The 17,123-nt window shown below is 42.3% G+C and carries 13 protein-coding genes; 7 read left to right on the forward strand and 6 right to left on the reverse strand.

The annotated features are described in order from the left end of the window. The first annotated feature begins 214 nt into the window (after positions 1–214). The gene (locus M3196_RS18040) at positions 215–1,183 is read left to right on the forward strand and encodes a nuclease-related domain-containing protein (protein WP_251323734.1); all 969 of its coding nucleotides are present in this window, start codon (positions 215–217) and stop codon (positions 1,181–1,183) included. A gap of 205 nt (positions 1,184–1,388) precedes the next feature. Here M3196_RS18040 and manA read toward each other — a convergent pair whose 3' ends face one another. Continuing rightward, entirely contained in the window at positions 1,389–2,348 is a 960-nt protein-coding gene (gene manA / locus M3196_RS18045; RefSeq protein ID WP_251323735.1) for a mannose-6-phosphate isomerase, class I, read from the reverse strand. A 255-nt stretch (positions 2,349–2,603) separates the two neighbouring features. Between manA and M3196_RS18050 the strand changes: the two genes are divergently transcribed. From M3196_RS18050 to M3196_RS18070, 5 genes are all read left to right on the forward strand, one after another. Next, entirely contained in the window at positions 2,604–3,356 is a 753-nt protein-coding gene (locus M3196_RS18050; RefSeq protein ID WP_251323736.1) for a Cof-type HAD-IIB family hydrolase, read from the forward strand. Between the two features lie 407 nt (positions 3,357–3,763). Then, a complete protein-coding gene (gene pxpB, locus M3196_RS18055) occupies positions 3,764–4,468 on the forward strand; it encodes a 5-oxoprolinase subunit PxpB (RefSeq protein WP_251323737.1) in 705 nt (234 codons plus the stop codon). Beyond that, positions 4,461–5,474, forward strand: coding sequence for a biotin-dependent carboxyltransferase family protein (locus M3196_RS18060; protein ID WP_276531432.1), 1,014 nt, complete (start codon positions 4,461–4,463; stop codon positions 5,472–5,474). Before pxpB ends, M3196_RS18060 begins: the two co-directional genes overlap by 8 nt. 15 nt (positions 5,475–5,489) lie before the next feature. Further along, complete coding sequence (locus tag M3196_RS18065; RefSeq protein ID WP_251323738.1) at positions 5,490–6,680, forward strand: NRAMP family divalent metal transporter; 1,191 nt, start codon at positions 5,490–5,492, stop codon at positions 6,678–6,680. An 18-nt stretch (positions 6,681–6,698) separates the two neighbouring features. Continuing rightward, on the forward strand, positions 6,699–7,490 hold the full coding sequence (locus M3196_RS18070; RefSeq protein WP_251323739.1) for a putative hydro-lyase: 792 nt from the start codon (positions 6,699–6,701) through the stop codon (positions 7,488–7,490). 233 nt (positions 7,491–7,723) lie between these two features. Here M3196_RS18070 and M3196_RS18075 read toward each other — a convergent pair whose 3' ends face one another. The 3 genes from M3196_RS18075 to M3196_RS18085 all read right to left on the reverse strand — a co-directional run bounded on the left by M3196_RS18075 (position 7,724) and on the right by M3196_RS18085 (position 12,691). Continuing rightward, positions 7,724–8,527: a YihY/virulence factor BrkB family protein gene (locus M3196_RS18075; protein WP_251323740.1), complete on the reverse strand. Its 804-nt coding sequence runs from the start codon at positions 8,525–8,527 to the stop codon at positions 7,724–7,726. A gap of 186 nt (positions 8,528–8,713) precedes the next feature. Further along, complete coding sequence (gene ltrA / locus M3196_RS18080; RefSeq protein ID WP_251323741.1) at positions 8,714–9,970, reverse strand: group II intron reverse transcriptase/maturase; 1,257 nt, start codon at positions 9,968–9,970, stop codon at positions 8,714–8,716. 594 nt (positions 9,971–10,564) lie between these two features. Next, the gene (locus M3196_RS18085) at positions 10,565–12,691 is read right to left on the reverse strand and encodes an immune inhibitor A domain-containing protein (protein ID WP_251323742.1); all 2,127 of its coding nucleotides are present in this window, start codon (positions 12,689–12,691) and stop codon (positions 10,565–10,567) included. Between the two features lie 436 nt (positions 12,692–13,127). On the opposite strand from M3196_RS18085, the gene M3196_RS18090 reads away from it, so the two are divergent. Continuing rightward, positions 13,128–14,555, forward strand: a complete 1,428-nt coding sequence (locus M3196_RS18090; RefSeq protein WP_251323743.1) for a DHA2 family efflux MFS transporter permease subunit — start codon at positions 13,128–13,130, stop codon at positions 14,553–14,555. A gap of 78 nt (positions 14,556–14,633) precedes the next feature. Here M3196_RS18090 and M3196_RS18095 read toward each other — a convergent pair whose 3' ends face one another. Then, entirely contained in the window at positions 14,634–16,007 is a 1,374-nt protein-coding gene (locus M3196_RS18095; RefSeq protein WP_251323744.1) for a GntP family permease, read from the reverse strand. 93 nt (positions 16,008–16,100) lie between these two features. Next, positions 16,101–17,120 carry a 4-hydroxythreonine-4-phosphate dehydrogenase PdxA gene (gene pdxA, locus M3196_RS18100; protein WP_251323745.1) on the reverse strand — a complete coding sequence of 340 codons (1,020 nt, stop codon included), beginning with the start codon at positions 17,118–17,120 and terminating at the stop codon, positions 16,101–16,103. Between the last annotated feature and the right edge of the window lie 3 nt (positions 17,121–17,123).

Here is a 17,123-nt window from a genome sequence, read left to right on the forward strand (position 1 = left end):
TTCTTTTATCTGTTACATGTTCGCGCAAAAATAGCTCGCTACGCTCCGAATTATCGATCTTCGCTCAGAAATCCCTGTTTTTCGCTCAAACCACCTCTAGGTTCGCTCAAATTCATCGAGTTACGCTCAAGGTTATCTTTAAAACAATGAAACTAAGATCTGATGAAGGACTCGGTTGCCATAAAAGAGAATTTTTATCATAAGGAGTGATGTTATGATTGTAAAAGAAGCAGCAGAATCTATTAAAATTAAAAAATTGAGACTCTTACATAAGCGTTTTTCCCCTGACCATCCTGCAGAGAAGGAAATAGAAGGTGAACTTATAAGAAGCATTGCAGGTTATAAAGGTGAAAAATCCCTCGATTTCCATTTAGATTTGCTCCCAAAAGAGGAAACTCACATTTTTCACGATCTCCGTCTCCCGTATGGCTCCGGTCATTTCCAAATCGATATCCTTCTCTTAACACCATCATTTTTTCTCATTATCGAAGTGAAACATATTTCAGGCACTCTAATATTTGACCAAGAATTTCACCAGCTAATCCGTACATATAAAGATATCGAAGAAGTGTTTCCGGACCCAATCTCACAGCTTTACCGACAAACTCATTTGTTCAAAGAATGGTTGAAACTCCATAAGTTCCCCATGATTCCAATTGAATCAATTGTGATAATCAGCAACCCCAACTCCAAAATTATGGCCATACCTGAAAATACGAATATCTCTAAATCTGTAACACATAGTACTAACCTTCTAGCCAGATTTCACACCTATCAAAAGCATTATCAAAAAGAAATAATTACTAAAAAAGACATCAAAAAATTATCCCGGCTTTTGCTTAAACATCATAATCAAACCGATCAAGATCTCTTTAAAAAATTTAATATATCGGCGGCTGACTTGATTAAAGGTGTAGCCTGTCCAAAATGTTTTAAAATTCCTATGATTAGAGCAAGAAGGAAGTGGTTTTGTCCAAATTGTGGTCATTATTGCAGGCAAGCGCATTTGGAAGCGTTAAGGGAATACGCATTATTAATTAGCCCAATAATGCCAATTCATGATTGCTGCGACTTCCTTCAGATTTCCTCCCGCCATCTCGCAAAACATCTATTGAATGATTTAAATATTTCAGCCACGAAAATAGGGAAGTACAAAGTTTTCCACTTGAATGAGTTAGATTAGTATTTTACGGTACGTGTTCTTTAGTCTGTTACACGTTTGCTCAAAAAAAGCTCGCTACGCTCAGAATTACCGATCTTCGCTCAGAATCCCTGTTTTACGCTCAAACCACCTCTAATTTCGCTCAAATTCATCGACTTACGCTCAAGTCGTTCAGTTACACACAAAAAAACAACCGAAACCTATCATTCCGGTTGCTCCTTTTCTATTAAATCGTCGGGTGTGACACAATAAACTTCGCGTTACCGCTCATTTCAAAGTTTTTCACTGTCGATGGCACGATAAAGTGGTCGCCTTTTTTAAATGCGGAAGAAGATTGATCACCAATCTTCAACTCTCCTTCTCCCTCCAGCACACTTACTAACAGATACGAAGGATTATCAACATCGGCAACAGAACCTTCTAAGTTCCAGTGGTACACCGTAAAGTAATTCTCTTTGATCAGCTTCTCGATTTTCACATCGTCCTTTGCTGATAAAACCGGCTCAAAATCAGCATCTTGATGCGGAATCATCGTTACTTCAATTGATTTTTCGATGTGGAGCTCGCGCGTGTTACCAGCATCGTCACGGCGGTCGTAGTCATACACGCGGTATGTAATGTCAGAACTCTGCTGTGTTTCAAGAATCATCGTCCCCGCACCGATCGCGTGGATCGTCCCGTTTGGCACATAGACGAAATCGCCTGGATTGATCGAGACTTTACGTAGAAGCTCATTCCAGCGATTATCTACGACCATTTCTTCAAATTGAAGCTTCGATTCGGCATGATGCCCATAAACCAACTCAGCTCCTGGCTCACAATCGATCACGTACCAGCATTCCGTTTTACCGAACGCCTCACCTTCTACCTCACGAGCATAGGAATCATCCGGATGCACCTGCACCGAAAGATCCGTCTTCGCATCTAAAATTTTTACCAATAAAGGAAAGTCTTCTCCCTCTTGGCCAGCAAAAAGTTCGCGATGCTCGTCCCACACGTGATCAAGTGTCTTGCCTTTTAAAGGTCCGTTCACCACTTCACTGGGTCCGTTCGAATGAGCGGAGATTCCCCAGCACTCGCCCGTTGTTTCAGTTGGAATATCATAGCCGAACTCATCACGAAGCTTTGTTCCGCCCCAGATCCGGTCTTTAAATACAGGTTTTAGGAAAATTGGTTCATTGTACATGGTGTCACACTCCTACATGGCATTTTACCCTTCATTTTAAACGTTTGTTTAATAATTAACCACTCTATCCTAGAAAATATAATTGGTAGTTTCCGTTCAGAAAGGCACTCCATATGAAGGAAGAGATGATATTGTACCCTTTTCTTACATAAATTAGATTAGACTTGTTATGATTGTTTTTAGATAAATGCACGCTGTTGAACACGAGGATCAATCACTAAAGGAAGTTGAATTCTTAGAAAGGGTGAGATCATTATGACATACGACGTAAGACTGATCGCTTTGGACATGGACGGGACACTCTTGAATCATGAAGGCAAGGTATCCATTGAGAATCAAAGGGCCATTAAACATGCTAAAGAAAAAGGCATTCATGTCGTCTTAAGTACAGGCCGTCACCTTTATACGTGCCGGGATATTGCGGATACCCTTGGACGTTCTTCTTACTTGATAACCGTGAATGGCGGAGAAATCTATGACCATGAACACAATCTGGTAGACAGTACGATGCTCAATCATGATTTGGTAGATGCCCTTTGGAATTTGAAGGTCAAATACAATCTAAATTTCAGATCCTCCACAACACTAGGGTTATTTAACACAGAGCAGCCATTCGATAAACAGATTCGGGACTATAATTGGCTGAAGTTCGGGTTTGAAATCCCCGATTATGAAGTCCGACAGGTGGTTTTGGATGAATTAGTAAAGAATGATCTACTTGAGGTCACAAATTCAAGTTTAACGAATATCGAGATTAATCCAGCAGGTGTGAATAAAGCTGCGGCCTTGCTCAAAGTGTGCAAGTGGTTAGAACTATCGATGGACCAAGTAATGGCCGTTGGTGACAGCCTGAATGATCTGGCGATGATCCGTGAGGCGGGGATTGGCGTTGCCATGGGGAATGCACAAGATATCGTGAAAAAAGAAGCGAATTGGGTAACCGGAAATCATACCGATCATGGGGTAGCAGAAGCCATCGACCGAGTCCTCTCTTATGAAAAAAAGTAAAAGAATGAAAGAGACTGCCATAAAAATGAGGCAGTCTCTTTTCGTTTATTGGGATAGTTCTATCGTTTCCTTTTTCAGGTCCTTCCGACTTTGTCTGTAAAAGAATAGTTCATAAAGGATCGGTATTAAAACCAGCGTCAAAAGGGAAAAACATCCTTATTTTACCTTCGTTTACTATTGATTGGATTTGTACCAGGTCCTGTATTCATTTAAGACTTGAGACGTATAGTTTTGAAGAGAGGAAAAGAAGGGAAATATCATTTAAACATGTTTGTGACTAGAAATAATTACTATCGGGAATCAATTGATTAGTAGGTTTGATTTTAATGCGTTTTCCTTTATACTAGACTTTTATAAATATACAAATATTCTGATAAATTTTACATAAAAAGACAGGGGAGTAAATGATGGAGTTTAAATTGCAGCCATTAGGTGACAACAGTGTAATCATTGAACTCGGCGAAGATATCAGCCGTGATATACAGCAAAAAGTAAATAAAGTCTCCTCCTTTCTTGATGAGAATTCGTTTGACTGGGTGATCGAGTATGTACCTGGTTTCACCACGGTCGCCGTTTTTTATGATCCTTTAAAAATTAAAACTAAAAAGCTTCCATATGAACAAGTATGTGAAGAATTGAGTGCGCACTTAGAAAAACTTGATGTTGAACAAAGTGCAGAACCACGCATTATTAAAATTCCGGTTTGCTATGGCGGAGAGTTCGGACCTGACTTGGAAGAAGTGGCGGAAAGAAACGGTCTGACAACAAAAGAAGTGATCGACATTCATACAAATGGTGAGTATATCGTTTACATGATCGGGTTCGCGCCTGGATTCCCTTATATCGGAGGGATGAGTGAAAAAATTGCTGCGCCTAGACGGAAGAATCCTCGTTTGAAAATTCCGGCAGGATCGGTTGGTATAGCAGGTAAACAAACAGGCGTATACCCGATCGAAACGCCTGGTGGATGGCAGTTGATTGGTAAAACACCGCGTAAACTTTTTCTCCCAGAAGGTGAAACACCAAGTCTATTGCAAGCAGGAGATCAGATAAAATTCGAGCCGATCTCTGAAGAAGAGTTTCAAAAATGGGAGGAGATCGAGAATGATTAGGATTACGAAACCCGGCCTCCTTACAAGTGTTCAGGATTTGGGCCGCTACGGATACCAAAAATACGGCGTTATCGCGAGCGGCGTGATGGACGCGACAGCCCACCGGATAGCAAATCTTTTAGTTGGCAATGATGAGAATGAAGCTACACTGGAACTGACTTTACTGGGACCTGACATGGAATTTTCAGAAGACACGCTGATCTCGATCTGCGGAGGAAACCTCTCCCCTTCTGTTGACGGGAAGCCTGTGAAGCTATGGCGCTCTGTTTTGGTGAAAGCTGGCAGCAAGCTCAAATTCGGAGGCTGCAAAACAGGCTGCCGTGCTTACTTAGCCGTTGCAGGTGGCTTTGATCTGCCTGAAGTCATGGACAGCAAATCAACTTACATACGTGCAGGAATCGGCGGTTTTAACGGAAAACCGCTGCAAGCAGATGATGAACTTTCAATCGGAAAGCCTAGTGAACTATCCACTCAAATAACGAAGGTTCTTGCTGTCGAATTAGATGGGCAGAAGTTTGCGGAAATGCAGTGGACAATTGCATCGGAATTTACGTCGACACCCGCTTCCAAACCGAAAGTACGAGTCATGAAAGGCAGACAATATGACTGGTTTACCCAAGAAAGCCAGATGAAGCTTTTTACCGAATCGTTTGAAGTAACGTCGCAGTCTGATCGGATGGGTTACCGCTTGAAAGGTCCAGAACTTTTACTCGAAAAAGAGCAGGAAATGCTTTCAGAAGCCGTGAACTTTGGAACCATTCAGGTGCCGTCTGAAGGAAACCCGATCGTGCTTCTCGCCGATCGTCAAACGACTGGCGGTTATCCGAAAATCGGACAGATTGCTACAGTCGACCTGCAGATCATGGCTCAGCTGAAACCGGGTGACAAAGTACAGTTCACCGAGGTGTCACACGAAGTTGCGCAACAGCTCTACTTAGATCGAGAAAAGCAAATCCACCAGTTGAAACAAGGAATCTCATTAAAAATAAAACAAGAATCGAAGTAATAAAGGAGGAAGAGTATGAAGAAAGAATCGAAAGCTAGTATTCTGCTTGGCGCCGCGTTTTTGATGGCCACGTCAGCCATCGGACCCGGATTTTTAACACAAACGACGCATTTCACGTCCATTCTCGCCGCAAGTTTTGGTTTTGTTATTCTAACATCCATCATTATTGATATTGGCGCGCAGATGAACGTGTGGCGGATTATCGCGGTTTCTGAAAAAAGAGCTCAGGATATCGCAAACGACGTCCTCCCTGGATTAGGATTTTTCTTGGCAGCTTTGATCGTTATGGGTGGCTTAGCCTTTAACATCGGAAACATCGCAGGAGCTGGACTAGGCGTCAACGTCTTGTTTGGCGTTTCTCCTAAGATGGGTGCAATACTCAGTGGAATTATTGCCATTTTAGTTTTCCTTGTCCGTGAAGCCGGAAAAGCGATGGACCGATTTACGCAAGTGGCTGGATTTGTCATGATCGCACTAACGGTTTACGTGATGTTCACTGCTCAGCCGCCGGTTGGAGAAGCTGTTGTAAAAACGTTCGTACCCGACACGATTGATGTTCTTGCCATCGTAACGCTTGTTGGAGGAACAGTCGGCGGATACATCACGTTTGCAGGAGCTCACCGTTTACTTGATGCAGGAATCAAAGGGAAAGAGAATTTAGGAGAAGTTACGAGAAGTTCAGTTTCAGCTATTGGGATCGCATCCATTATGCGTATCTTCTTGTTCTTGGCTGCACTTGGCGTTGTCGCACAAGGCTTGACGCTAGATCCAGCTAATCCTCCCGCTTCTGTGTTTCAATTAGCTGCCGGAAACGTCGGCTACAAGATTTTCGGTGTCGTGATGTGGGCTGCTGCTATCACGTCTGTTGTTGGTGCTGCTTACACGTCTGTTTCGTTTATTCGGACGTTTAACGCAACACTTGAAAAATATCACAAATGGATCATCATCGGATTTATCGCTGTTTCAACACTTGTTTTCGCAGTAATCGGACAGCCTGTTAAGATTCTAATTCTAGTAGGATCATTGAATGGATTGATTTTACCTATTTCACTAGGTGTGATGCTGATCGCAGCTTACAGACCTAAAATCGTGGGAGATTATAAACACCCAATGTGGATGACCATTTTTGGTGTGCTAATCGTCGTGATCATGGCGATCATGAGCGTTTATTCGCTGTACACAGGACTGCCTAAGTTATTTGCATAGAAAAGAGGGGGAACTTTCATGAATGCACTAGACAGAATGAATCCTGCGGAAGCTCGTGAAATGATCAGACGCGGTGATTGGGTGAAGCCTACAAGCGGACTCGCAAACGGGTTTACGCAGGCGAACTTAGTCGTATTGCCGAAAGAGCTGGCTTTTGAATTCCTTCTGTTCTGCCAGCGAAATCCAAGACCTTGCCCAGTGCTAGATGTGACGGAGCCAGGTTCAGCTGTTCCTGCGCTTGTCGCTCCAGATTCCGATCTGCGAGTGGATATTCCGAAATACCGCGTTTACCGGCGGGGCGAGCTAGTTGAGGAAAAAACAGATATCACTGACCTTTGGGATGATGGAATGGTTGGCTTTTTGCTCGGCTGCAGTTTCACGTTTGAGCACGCGCTGATGAATAATGGAATTTCAGTTCGTCATATTGAGCGCGGGTGCAACGTGCCGATGTTCAAAACAAACATCGAGTGTGTGGGAGCCGGCCGGTTTGAAGGCCCGATGGTCGTAAGCATGCGTCCGATTCCGGAAAAAGATGTGGTGAGGGCTGTTCAGGTCACAAGCCGCTTCCCTTCTGTTCACGGTGCACCTGTTCATATCGGGAATCCTGAGAGCATCGGAATTTATAATTTGTACCAGCCTGATTTCGGTGATCCCGTTCAGATTCATGAAGGGGAAGTTCCCGTGTTCTGGGCATGCGGCGTAACTCCTCAAGCAGTGGCCATGCATGTAAAGCCAGAGATGATGATCACCCACTCGCCAGGGCATATGTTCATTACCGATGTGCGGGATGAGAAATTTGGAGTTTTATAATTTATATGATGAAAAAGTGCCTCTTTTGCGGAGGCACTTTAATGTTTGAGCGAAAAGGGAGGCATCTAGAGCGTAACTAGCGGGGTTTGAGCGAAACTCAAATTAGTTAGAGCGTAGGTGAGGAATTCTGAGCGTTACAAGCGTTTTTTGAGCGAACGTGTAATAAATAAAAGAAGACGTACCGCAAAAATCCTTAAGAACACGTAAACCCCTTTACGAGTAATGGACTACTACTAGTCATGCGGATAAACCACCGTATTCAGCAGTCCACCGAGTATGATGATCATCGCAGACAGATAAAACCACAGCATCAGTACAATGAGACTTGCCACTTGGCCGTAAAGTGCTGAATAATTGCTGCCGCTGACGTAAGAAGCAAAACCCATCGATACGAGCTGCCAGCCGATTGTGGCAAAGAAAGCTCCCGGAATTACTTTTCTAAATCCAAGCTTAATACTAGGTGCAAATGAGTAAAGCACAATAAAAAAAGCTAGCAGAAAGGCAGTACCTATTCCCCACTGCACAATGATCCATAACTTCTGAAACTCTAATATCGAAAAAATCCCTTTCAAATACACACTAAGTAATTTTTCAGAAAGAGGAACAATTACAGAAAACAGGACCGCGATCATAAACCCGATCGTTAACATTAAGCTTTCTGCTATTTGTTTTACTTTGTGTTCATCATTTCGCACCTCATACGCGTCATTTAAAATACGTTTCATGCATTGAAAGCCCATGGAAGACAGCCATAACGTGACGACCAAGCTTAGCGAAAGGAGGTTTCCTTCTTGCCTCCTGACCGTATAAGACAACGTTTTTTCAATCAGGGCGTAAGTTGTATCGGGGGCATAAGGCTGGATCAGTTCTAATATGTTATTTTCATTTAGAGGCAGATACGTCATCAATGAATAGATCACTAACAAAAATGGGAAAACCGACATTAAAAAATAATAAGCCATCTGAGCAGATAGATCGTAAACCCTCATCATAAAAAAGCGGTCGCTTAATTGATTTAGGATTTCAGTGATATTCATGATGCAGCACCTCTTATCTAAGCCAGTCCGTAAAACTAACTATTCTAGAATACGCAAGGAGCTGTCCATTTAGGTCACTTTTTTATAAAGATGATTTTCTTCAGCCTAATTGAGATAGGGGGAGGCGCCTAGCCTCCACATCCCCTCACACCACCGTACGTACGGTTCCGTATACGGCGGTTCTTGTTACGTCTGACGCAGAAAATCATATCTAGCGGTTAAACTCTTTAGCCCTCGGGAAAGCCAGTAAGCTTTCCCGAGGGTTTTGTGTAGGATTGGGCTTTTGGCAATTCGCCAATATCCTTTTCTCGAGTTTCCCCATTCATAAGCTTTATCTTTACGCACTCCTAAGCTGTTCAGATTTCTGACCCTAGTCCTCGGGTTCTTCCATTCTTTCCAGCATATCATCCGAAGTCTTCGACTTAGCCATTTCTCGAGTCCAGCTATGATAGTACGTGTCTGGGCGAGCGAATAATAGCTCATCCAACCTACCAGATATTTGTTTAACTCTCTGATTCTATGCTCCATAGCTATCGACCATCTTCTACTCGTCAGTTCTCGAACTTTCTTCTTGAACCGTTTGATTGAAGATGGCGATATTCGGACTTTAGGTTCTTTGTGATGAGTGAAACTGAATCCAAGGAACTTCCTCTTCCACGGGCGGTCAACGGCACTTTTGGCACGATTAACCTTCAGTTTCAGTTTCTTTTCAATAAATAACGTAATGGCGTTCATAACCCGTTCGCCTGCTCTTCTTGATTTCACATAGATATTACAGTCATCCGCATACCTTACAAAGCGGTGACCTCTACGTTCAAGTTCTTTATCCAATTCGTCTAGCACGATATTTGATAGAAGAGGACTGAGGGGACCACCTTGAGGTGTTCCTTCGACGTTCATCGTCGTCAGCCCGTTCTCCATAATTCCTGCTTGTAAATATCTTCGGATAAGTTTGATAAGAGAAACGTCTGTTATAGTTCGCGCCAATGTTGTCATCAGTCGGTCGTGGTTGACCTTGTCGAAGAACTTCTCTAAATCAATGTCTACAACCCAGCGATATCCTTCACGGATGTAAGATTGAGCTAGTTTGACCGCATCATGTGCACGTTTTCCTGGTCGGAATCCGAAGCTGCACGATGAGAATGTCGGGTCGTAAATTGGAGTTAAAGCTTGGGTAATCGCTTGTTGGATGAAACGATCGGTCACGGTCGGGATACCTAGTTTCCTCACTCCACCGTCTGGTTTCGGGATTTCGACTCGACGTACGGGAGAAGGAATATAGGTGCCTGACAAAAGAGAACTCTTTAGGTCGTTCCAGTTTTCCACCATATGCGCTCGTAGGTTTTGTACAGGCATTTGGTCAACACCGTGGCTACCTTTATTCTTTTCAACACGTTTAAGTGCACGCAGTGTGTTCTCGCGTGACACGATTCGTTCCATCATAAGATATTCCTCCTGCGTGAATGGTCTTCCTGTTTGCGTCATCTTCATTCTCCACCCTCTTGAAGTCCCCGACGGGACTCACCGTCTCCTCCTCCAAGCAGGTATTTCTTTTCTGTTTCATCAAATGAGATGTACGTGCAGGTTCCATTCTTCCTAACAAGTTCAGCCCTTCCTTCGCGGAATGCGAAGTACTATGGCTTCTGCTGACTTCCTGTCGTTCAACACCGTTTCACAACGGTGCTTACCATGAGTGCATGGCGTACCGACAGGCTCTCCCCGGGTAAGGGTACAGACTTTCCTTCCATGTCCCCACTTCATTTACTCTGTGACACCTTTGGCAGTATGGACTTTGACTTGATATGCAGTCTCATCCAATGTCACCTAGCCTCGTATGAAGTTCGTGTTCCTTGGGGCGGAAGTTTGCCGCCGACTTCCTTCAGCTATGCGAGTCGCCCCACACCGCCTTGTCTTAAGCTACTGCTACTACTGCCTTCGCAGTTCGGGACTTGCACCCTATAGCCTGCACCCATGCCGGGCACACATAATAAAAGAGGTCTACCATGATAATGGCGACCTCTTTTTAGTTTGACTTGCTTATTTTTTCTTCTTTTGTTTTTTTAATTCTACCTCATACGTAAAATCAACTGAATTTTTGTCATCTGCTGGAGCAGCGTATGATGTAATCATATAGTTGTTACCGTTTTGGAATAGTTGTTTTAAATTCAACGCATCTTCTTCTGTAACATTAAATGGATCGATCGTTACAACTTTATAATTTGTCTTCGCACCTTTTTTGTTTCCAACTTCTCTTTCGTTAATAAATGTTACTGTGTACTCAACATACTTCTTCATAAGCTCGTTCATAGACATGAAAGCATCTGTAGATTCACCATCATTAGTAAATCCAATTTCAGGAATAGCGATATTGTCAATGAACCAACCAGAGTCATTGTAGCCCCAGTCTGTTAAGTAACGGAAGGAGATTAGAACTTTTTGACCAGCGTATTCACTAAGATCAAAAGTTTCTTGTTTCCAATCTTCATAATGTCCTGTAAATCCAGGTAGATTTTCTTTAATTTTCGGATACCCTTCTTCAACTACATCACTTCGTGTATTTTCATTTGCTAAGCTCTTCCAAGTCTCTCCGTTATCTGTCGAAACTTGGACTGCACCAAAATCCCATTGTTCTTCGATGTCAATGAAGTTATCAAATTTCAAGGTCGCAGAATCTACGGCGGAAAGGTCAGCTTCAAAAATCAGTGCGTTATCTGCTTCATCTCCTGCGTTACCCCAAAGTACATTATTATCGGAATCCACAGGATCTTTAACAGATTTCCATGGAACCGGTAAGAAATCAACTCCATCAAATGTGATGTTACGAATCTTATCTTGGAAATCTAGTTTTTTGAAGTCACCGCCCCAAGCTGGAACGCCTTCTTTTTCATATGTTTTAGCAGATTCATAGTCAACAGTCTTACCGCGTTTTGTTCCGTCATTGTCTACTGCAAGATCACGAAGATCGATAGAATCAAAGTTATATTTCCCACCGCCAACAGCATCTGAATCTAATGCAAGGGCTGTAATAAAGTTTTGATAAACTTCCGTAAATGTTTCTTTATAACCATGTTTTTGAAGTGTTTGATTTATTCCATCAATTCCAACGACATCACTCGTAGCTAAATCACGAATAAATTCTTGTCCAAACTTGTCATTCATATAAAGAGTAAATAAATAAACTTGTCCATAATCCGCAATTGTTTCTGGTCCAGTTTCCGCACGTACGTGCTCATCCCAGTTAACAAGCGAGTTCTCTGGATGGTCCAAATAGAAGTTAATGGAACGGTCATCGTGTCCATATCCTCCAAGGTACTCAGAGAATGTAGACATACCTTCGTTAATCCACGTTTCCTCTGCACCATCGTTGTCAGCATGGATCAAGTGCTGTAATTCATGAATTGTTGTTCCAAAGAAAGTACTTTCAAGTCTCGTTTCCCAGCTGTTCGTATCGATTGTAATAATGTTACGGTCGATATAATTTTCTAGTGTCTGCCAGAAGAAACCAGCTACAAAGAATGGATAAGACGGATCTTCATAGTTGTCATCTTTAATGTTATCAACTAGCATGATTACCTTGTCACTGCCTTCATAGTATCCAGCAGGCACGTAACTGCCAGCTAATGGTGATTTTGATCCATCATGAACATCAGGTGTTCCAAAGAACGCCGTTGCCTTCGGATAGATGTTGCTGTCGAATTCATCACGAAGCTTGTCCACTTGTTCTTGTGTTACAACATGGGCTGGACGAGAATCTCCTTCTGGGAATGCAAGATCATTCGCAACCCAGATTTCTACGTTTTCACCGACACTGCGAAGAGTAAATTGCTTAAATGCTAAGCCACGGTCTAAAAAAAACTTTGTCCCGCCGTCATATGTAAACGAACTTTCTGCCGCTTCATTTGCATCTGACTCTGTCTCATTAAAGTTGATATTCTTAGCTTGTTCAGCAATCGATGTTTCTGCTTGTTTCAAATAGGACTCATTTTCGGATAGCTTATTCAAGTAACCATCAATATCTACACGATCCCCATAGCGTTCTACATCCCACTTCGGTGCACTTTTCGTAGATTCAGCTGATACAGATGCTGGAGATCCAACAGTTGGGCTGAACAATGATAATGCTAGTGCACTTGTTGACAAAACTGCTAAAAACTTTTTTTTCATTTCCCTATCCCCCTAAAAATGTTTTTACTACAAAAATATCTTAACATACACAAAATTCTGACAAAAGAGGGAAGTTCTAGTTGTTTTTGGCACTTTCGACATTTCAAAGCAATAGATACAATGTATTAGTAATAAAGAATTATTGATTCGACAAAAATAACATTATATCCGCATTATCAATGTCGATAAATTAGTTCTAAAGTCTCGCTCCGGACTAATGTGTGATTCTTCTTTATTCTCTTTAGTTTAAATTTTGCCAAGACATTTTGTTGAAATTGTTGGCTAAATACATGAAAGGTCAGCTGATCTTCATTCATTTTTTTCACCCACGTTCATAACTCGCGTATTAACCAAGGCAATTTAATGTGAATCAGAAAAGAAATTGTGTAAGCTGTACACATCATAAATTACTTTTTAGACAGGGATGAGATGTGAGATGCAAGCAACACAAACTTATAAACAGTCAACGATTGTAACACTGCTTCTTGCTGGTACGTTTATTGCAATCTTAAACCAAACGCTGATGATCACGGCGATACCGCCTATTATGGAAGAGATGAATATAACAGCGAACAGCGCACAATGGCTGACGACCGTTTTTATGCTCGTTAACGGCATCATGATTCCAGTCAGTGCATTTTTATTAGAGCGATTTACCACAAGGCAACTGTTTCTCTCAGCTATGGGTATATTTGCTTTTGGTACACTTGTTGCCGGGCTGGCTCCAAATTTTGAAATGCTCCTCCTCGGACGGGTAATCCAGTCAAGTGGAGCTGGTGTTATGCTACCTCTTATGCAAACTGTATTTCTCATGATTTTTCCGGTGAACAAGCGCGGATCTGCGATGGGATTAGTCGGGCTCGTGATTTCTTTTGCACCAGCCATTGGTCCAGCTTTGTCAGGCTGGATAACCTCTCATTATTCGTGGAGGCTGCTGTTCTTTATAATTCTGCCGATTGCAATCATCGATATAATCATCGCTTTTTTTGCCTTGAAAAATGTAACGGAGACGGTAAAAACGAGGGTTGATATTTTATCCATCATCCTGTCTTCGTTTGGTTTTGGCGGATTGCTTTATGGATTTACATGCGCAGGGAACTTAGGGTGGACAGATTCAGGTACTCTTCTATGGCTTGGAATTGGCGTCGTGGCACTCTTACTGTTTATCACAAGACAACTCCGGTTAAAGCATCCAATGCTCGAGTTTCGTGTGTTTGCAAACTCTATCTTTCCGCTCACGGTTATCATTGGGATGATCACATTTATGGGTCTGATTGGAGCTGAGACGATTATTCCGCTATTCATGCAAAACATGAGGGACTTCACAGCATTTGAGGCAGGTTTAGCTCTTTTACCGGGAGCATTGCTCACAGGACTTTTATCACCCATTACAGGCAGACTCTTCGACAAATTTGGGGCAAGATGGCTTGCTTTTACAGGCTTAACGATTATTACAGGCTCATCCTTTGCATTGTCAACACTCAGCCCATCTACATCATTTACGTTTATTACGGTCATGTATAGTGTCCGTATGCTGGGATTAGGGATGGTAATGATGCCGGTAGCGACCGCAGGATTGAACCGTCTGCCAAAGCGATTGATTCCACATGGGGCAGCGATGGACAATACAATGAAAATGATTGCTGCTTCAGTAGGTACAGCGATTTTAGTCACCGTCATGACAACCGCTGCTGGTAATGCAGCTGCAAACCCGGATATCTCCTACCCTGATATGTACGGAGCAAATATGGCTTTCATCGTAGTTTCTGTTTTATCCTTAATAGGGCTCATTATTTCTTTTTTTATTAAAAATGAAAAGGCTGAAGAGGATCAAGTGGAAGGCAGCAAACAACAATCACTTTGAAGCAAAATAATTAAGTATATAAAAAAGATGCTCAAAATAAAACTAGAGCATCTTTTTCTTCTTTATTTAAATGTTTGTTTAAAAAATCATATTTGCAACGAGAAGTGAGATCAATCCTACAAACCAACAGATCGTTGTTGGTACAGACCATACCATAATCTGTTCTTTTACATCTTTTATCCCTAGCATCCGATTGACCACCCAGAAAAGGCTATCGTTAAAATAAGAGAATACCATGGATCCCATCGCTGCAGCTTGAGCGGCTAATGCCATGTTCACATCAAGCTGTGAAAGGATCGGTGCTGAAATAGACGCCGCCGTGATCATCGCAACGGTTCCGCTACCTTGGACTAGACGGACGATCGTCGCCACAAAGAATGGGATTAAAATCGCTGGCAATGCAAGGTCTGCAATACTTTCAGCAATATAGTTTCCAGCTCCGCTCTCACGAAGTACGTTCCCAAGCGCTCCACCTGCACCAGTTACAAGAAGGATAATCCCAGCTGTTTGGATACCTTCTTCCATTCTATCAAGAGATTCAGAACGGCTTAAGTTGCCCGCAAGGAAGTAGATAGCAGCGATTAAGCCAATGCTGACAGCAATAATCGGTTTACCAAGGAAAATCAAAATGCCGTAGAAACCAGTTGTTAATTCGAGTGCAGTTAACGTTGTATTTAAAAAGATTAAAAGAATAGGCAGAACGATTGGCAAGAGTGAGCGGCCAAGGGATGGAAGGTCCTTTTCTCTTGCACTTGCTAGCTCAATGAATTCTTGATAAGCTGCTTGTTTTTTTGGACGTGTGAAACCTAACTCAGAGTCGTCTGGTACTTGATAGATTCTTTTTCCTAACCATTTTGCGTAAAGTACACCTGCTATCATAGTCGGTATTGCAAACATAAGACCAAGTGCAATCATAAGACCGATATCTACTCCAAAAATACCTGCTACACCTAGCGGGCCAGGAGTTGGCGGTACTAAGGAGTGTGTGATCACAAGACCTACTGCTAATGCAACACCTAGTGAGATAACGGATTTTCCTGTCTTTTTAGAAAGAGCTTTTACAAGTGGATTTAAGATAACAAATGCTGAATCTACAAAGATTGGAATGGAAACGACATATCCCGCAATCGCCATCGCCCATTCTTCTTTTTTCTTTCCTACCGTTTTGATTAATGAATAAGCCAATGTTTCTGCAGCTCCAGATACTTCAAGGATTCGTCCGATCATAACCCCTAGACCGATCACGATACCAATGGATGCCAACGTGCTTCCGAAACCTGCTGAAATGGTGTCTGCCACTTTACCAGGTTCCATTCCACCTACCAATCCTGCGATGGAAGCGGCAATAATTAAAGCTAAAAATGCATGTACCTTTGTTTTTAATACAAGAAATATTAATGCAATAACACCAAGAACTAAACCAGCTACCATTTGTGCTCCTGAAACTTCCATGTTTATACCCCCCTATAATGTAAGCGCTTTTATTTGTTTCAAATGATAGAGAAGGGCTCTTCACCCTTCACTATCATTTTCATTCAATCCTTCTTATAAGCTGTTCGCCGTGAATTTCGGTGCATATTGAGCTGCAAGTTTAATACATTCTTCCATGCTTATGCTTTCAGCGATATTTTTCCCTGCAATATCAAAGGCTGTTCCATGGTCTACAGAAGTTCTTAAGAAAGGCAAACCGTTTGTGATCGAAATCGTTCTATGAAAATCTGTCATCTTCGCTGCGATATGCCCTTGATCATGGTATAGAGATAGTACAGCGTCATATTTTCCATTTAAAGCTTGGAAGAATACGGAGTCAGCCGGAACAGGACCAACTGCATCGATGCCGTCTGCAATAGCCATTTCAATACCTGGCTTAATCTGTTCTACTTCTTCCCAACCGAACAGACCACCTTCTCCGCTATGCGGGTTCAATCCAGCAACTGCCCATCTTCTGTTTTCAACGCCAAGGCGAGCAAGTGCTTTGTCACAGCGAATCAAGTAATCGTGTACGCGTTCTTTTGTCATCGCAGCAATAGCATCTTTCAATGATAAGTGGCGCGTTAAGAAGAAAATTCTCATGCCTTTTACTTCAAACATCGTTAACGGATCGTTTGAACCTGCTAATGCTTCAAGCATTTCCGTATGTCCGATATAAGGAACATTTGCTGCTTTAAGTGATTCTTTGTTGATTGGTGTTGTAGCAAGTGCTTTTACTTCCCCAGACTTTGCAAGCTCTACTGCTTTTTTGATGTATTCAAAAGCGCCTTGCCCGCCTTGAGCAGAAACTTCACCATATTGAAGCTGGTCCATATCAATATTGTTTAAATTGATCACATCAACTGTTCCTAGCTCATACTTTCCTTCTGCTGGTGAGCTTACTTCATTAATCTTAAGGTCTGCCCCAACAATCGTGATCGCTTTTTCTAGTACAGCTGTATCCCCAATTACTAATGGTTTACAAACATCATAAATCTCTTTTTTAGCAAGAGATTTCATTGTGATTTCTGGTCCGATACCTGCAGGGTCACCCATTGGAATGGCAATAATCGCTCTTTCGTTTGCTGTTGTCATGTT

It is taken from the genome of Fictibacillus nanhaiensis (assembly GCF_023715445.1).
Classification (GTDB): domain Bacteria; phylum Bacillota; class Bacilli; order Bacillales; family Fictibacillaceae; genus Fictibacillus; species Fictibacillus nanhaiensis_D.

Coding starts and splice junctions, on each gene's coding strand:
- M3196_RS18060 (WP_276531432.1), top strand. CDS start 4,461: ATGATTAGGATTACGAAACCCGGCCTCCTTACAAGTGTTCAGGATTTG.
- M3196_RS18070 (WP_251323739.1), top strand. CDS start 6,699: ATGAATGCACTAGACAGAATGAATCCTGCGGAAGCTCGTGAAATGATC.
- M3196_RS18065 (WP_251323738.1), top strand. CDS start 5,490: ATGAAGAAAGAATCGAAAGCTAGTATTCTGCTTGGCGCCGCGTTTTTG.
- M3196_RS18075 (WP_251323740.1), bottom strand. CDS start 8,527: ATGAATATCACTGAAATCCTAAATCAATTAAGCGACCGCTTTTTTATG.
- ltrA (WP_251323741.1), bottom strand. CDS start 9,970: ATGATGGAACGAATCGTGTCACGCGAGAACACACTGCGTGCACTTAAA.
- M3196_RS18050 (WP_251323736.1), top strand. CDS start 2,604: ATGACATACGACGTAAGACTGATCGCTTTGGACATGGACGGGACACTC.
- M3196_RS18085 (WP_251323742.1), bottom strand. CDS start 12,691: ATGAAAAAAAAGTTTTTAGCAGTTTTGTCAACAAGTGCACTAGCATTA.
- M3196_RS18095 (WP_251323744.1), bottom strand. CDS start 16,007: ATGGAAGTTTCAGGAGCACAAATGGTAGCTGGTTTAGTTCTTGGTGTT.
- pxpB (WP_251323737.1), top strand. CDS start 3,764: ATGGAGTTTAAATTGCAGCCATTAGGTGACAACAGTGTAATCATTGAA.
- manA (WP_251323735.1), bottom strand. CDS start 2,348: ATGTACAATGAACCAATTTTCCTAAAACCTGTATTTAAAGACCGGATC.
- M3196_RS18040 (WP_251323734.1), top strand. CDS start 215: ATGATTGTAAAAGAAGCAGCAGAATCTATTAAAATTAAAAAATTGAGA.
- pdxA (WP_251323745.1), bottom strand. CDS start 17,120: ATGACAACAGCAAACGAAAGAGCGATTATTGCCATTCCAATGGGTGAC.
- M3196_RS18090 (WP_251323743.1), top strand. CDS start 13,128: ATGCAAGCAACACAAACTTATAAACAGTCAACGATTGTAACACTGCTT.